Annotated in this window: 1 rRNA gene (cut by a window edge); it reads left to right on the top strand. The window is 49.1% G+C overall.

Going from position 1 to position 2,500, the window contains the following annotated elements:
* Positions 1-2,449 (top strand): 23S ribosomal RNA (locus tag BLU98_RS17370) (it extends 346 nt beyond the left edge of the window).
* The last annotated feature ends 51 nt before the right edge of the window (positions 2,450-2,500 follow it).

Here is a 2,500-nt window from a genome sequence, read left to right as displayed (position 1 = left end):
GAAAGCCCTGTAGATAGAAATTAACATGGACGAGCAGGATCCTGAGTAATGCGGGACCGGAGGAATCTTGCATGAATTTGCCAGCACCATCTGGTAAGGCTAAATACTCCTCAGACACCGATAGTGAACCAGTACCGTAAGGGAAAGGTGAAAAGCACCCCGAACAGGGGAGTGAAATAGTACCTGAAACCGTGCGCCTACAAGCGGTCGGAGCCATTAGTGGTGACGGCGTGCCTTTTGCATAATGAGCCTACGAGTTACTCCTGACTGGCGAGGTTAAGTTCTTAAATAACGGAGCCGAAGCGAAAGCGAGTCCGAATAGGGCGGATAGTCAGTCGGGGTAGACGCGAAACTTTGTGATCTATCCATGGGCAGGTTGAAGTTCTGGTAACACAGAATGGAGGACCGAACCCGTTGACGTTGAAAAGTCTTGGGATGACCTGTGGATAGGGGTGAAAGGCCAATCAAACTGAGAGATAGCTCGTTCTCCCCGAAATGTTTTTAGGAACAGCCTCGGATATAGAAGTTTACTAGAGGTAGAGCTACTGATTGGGCTAGGGGGCTTCATCGCCTACCAAACCCTGACAAACTCCGAATGCTAGTAAATATCTCCGGGAGTGAGGCTGCGGGCGCTAAGGTCCGTGGCCGAGAGGGAAATAACCCAGATTAGCAACTAAGGTCCCTAATACATGGTTAAGTTGAACAAACGAGGTGGGATTTCAATAACAGCCAGGATGTTGGCTTGGAAGCAGCCATTCATTTAAAGAGTGCGTAACAGCTCACTGGTCGAGAGATCCTGCACGGAAAATAATCGGGCATCAAACCATGAACCGAAGTTCTAAGATCCAGCAATGGATCGGTAGGGGAGCATTCAAATCAGCGTTGAAGGTGTGCGGCGACGCATGCTGGAGCGATTTGAAAAGAAAATGTAGGCATAAGTAACGATAAGTAAAGTGAAAAACTTTACCGCGAAAAGTCTAAGGTTTCCTGATCAACGTTAATCGGATCAGGGTTAGTCTGGTCCTTAGGAAAACCCGAAAGGGGCATCTGATGGAAAGAGGGTTAATATTCCCTCACCTGCCATACAATAAAAGTGACGCAGGGACGTGGTGGTTGCGTACGTACGGAAGTGTACGCTGAGCTAAGTCTTCGGACGAGGCGAAACCATAAAATCCCTGCCAAGAAAAGCGAGTAAGGCAGCCAGTACCGCAAACCGACACAGGTAGACGGGATGAGTATTCTAACGCGCTCGGGTGAGCCGTGGAGAAGGAACTAGGCAAATTGACGCTGTAACTTCGGGATAAAGCGTACCATAGCGATATGGTCACAGTAAAATGGTTCAACCAACTGTTTAACAAAAACACAGGGCCCTGCAAAATCGTAAGATGACGTATAGAGCCTGAAACCTGCCCGGTGCTGGAAGGTTAAGGAAGGGTGTTCGTAGCAATACAAAGCTCCTGACTGAAGCCCCAGTAAACGGCGGCCGTAACTATAACGGTCCTAAGGTAGCGAAATTCCTTGTCGGGTAAGTTCCGACCTGCACGAATGGTCTAATGAGTTGAACACTGTCTCCTCCACGAGCCCGGTGAAATTGTAGTATCGGTGAAGATGCCGGTTACCCGCCACGGGACGGAAAGACCCCGTGAACCTTCACTACAACTTTGCATTGATTTTGAGCAACCGATGTGTAGGATAGTTGGGAGACTATGAAGCGGCGGCGCCAGCTGTTGTGGAGTCAACGTTGAAATACCAACCTTCGTTTGCTTAGAGTCTAACCCTGCGAAGGGGACATTGCATGGTGGGTAGTTTGACTGGGGTGGTCGCCTCCTAAAAAGTAACGGAGGCTCGCAAAGGTACCCTCAGTACGGTTGGTAATCGTACGCAGAGCGCATTAGTAAAAGGGTGCTTGACTGTGAGACAAACAGGTCGAACAGGAGCGAAAGCTGGCTAAAGTGATCCGGTGGTTCTGCATGGAAGGGCCATCGCTCAAAGGATAAAAGGTACTCCGGGGATAACAGGCTGATCTTACCCAAGAGCTCATATCGACGGTAAGGTTTGGCACCTCGATGTCGGTTCGTCACATCCTGGGGCTGGAGAAGGTCCCAAGGGTTCGGCTGTTCGCCGATTAAAGTGGCACGTGAACTGGGTTCAGAACGTCGCAAGACAGTTCGGTCCCTATCTGTGGTGGGCGCAAGTAAATTGAGTGGACATGACCTTAGTACGAGAGGACCGGGTCGTACGTACCGCTGGTGTATCTGTTGTGGTGCCAACTGCAATGCAGAGTAGCTATGTACGGACAGGATAAACGCTGAAAGCATCTAAGCGTGAAACCTTCCACGAGATGAGTTTACTTTTAAGGGTTGTCAGAGACGATGACGTTGATAGGCTACAGGTGTAAAGCTGGTAACAGCAAAGCCGAGTAGTACTAATTACCCGTAAGCTTTATTTTTTTCTTTTTGATTGACAAGCTTCCCAATATGAACTTATTGATGCCAAACGC

This window comes from Hydrobacter penzbergensis (assembly GCF_900106985.1).
GTDB lineage: Bacteria > Bacteroidota > Bacteroidia > Chitinophagales > Chitinophagaceae > Sediminibacterium > Sediminibacterium magnilacihabitans.
The sequence above is the reverse complement of the archived record's forward strand: the minus strand, read 5'-3'. Positions and strand labels throughout refer to the sequence as shown.